Origin of the sequence: Sphingobacterium sp. UBA7253 (genome assembly GCF_002472745.1) — a bacterium.
In the GTDB taxonomy this organism is placed as follows: Bacteria; Bacteroidota; Bacteroidia; order Sphingobacteriales; family Sphingobacteriaceae; genus Sphingobacterium; species Sphingobacterium siyangense.
Genome location: NZ_DKSP01000238.1, coordinates 2,107 through 2,983, shown reverse-complemented (window position 1 = coordinate 2,983; position 877 = coordinate 2,107). Strand labels below are relative to the sequence as shown.

Annotated in this window: 1 protein-coding gene; it reads left to right on the top strand. The window is 36.9% G+C overall.

From position 1 onward, the window contains the following. Positions 1-420 precede the first annotated feature (420 nt). Positions 421-877 (top strand): ABC transporter permease (locus tag B2X72_RS24855; RefSeq protein ID WP_286851952.1); only part of this gene is annotated, 457 nt, incomplete at its 3' end.

Genomic DNA, 877 nt, shown 5'->3' with positions numbered 1-877 from the left:
TGTTTTGTGTGGCACAAATATACGCTTCTTACAAATTATTTGCAAATGAAAAACATAAAATAAAACTAACAAGTTGTTATATTGCGACATACTCTTTGCCCTGACGATACATAGCTCTCCTTTATACATCAAATCTGATGCTATTTCGAATATTTGTCACTTCGATCAAGCGCTCACCTGTCAATTAAAATCTTTTTGACCTCCCCACTGTAGCCTGTTCGAATATGAACATGAAGTGTTCGAATCCAAACACTTTAACCACAAAAAGAAAGAATACAATCTATTGACTAAAAATACTTTAGCCCTTTGGCCGCTTTTTTGAAATTGATCCATTGAACATTTTTTTCAAAATAGAAATCAACCTATCCTTCAACGGGATTGATTACCATAAGTTCAGAATGAACACTTATAACAAAAAGTATGATAAAGACCTATTTCCAAATCGCCTGGAGAAACCTTATTAAGAACAAGGTTTTTTCCTTTATCAATATCCTTGGCTTAACAATAGGCATCACCGTCTGCGCAATGATATTCCTGTTTATCGCCAATCAGTTTAGCTTTGATAAGTTTCACAGCCAAGGCGGTCGCATCTATCGGGTCATACGTGGTTTTGACAACACCAAGGACCGTGCACCTTATTTATCCGCACCCTATGCCACGGCCTTATTAACCGATTATCCCGATGATATCAAAAAAGCTGTACGGGTAATGCCTGCCAATGGGTTATTCTCTGTTGGCAACATTGCATTCAATGAAAAGAAACTCTTTATTGCAGATGACGATTTCTTTGAACTATTTAGTTTTCCGCTAATCAAAGGGAATCCAACGACTGTTTTAAAAAATCCAACAAGTGTTGTGCTCACGGAAACAACTGCGA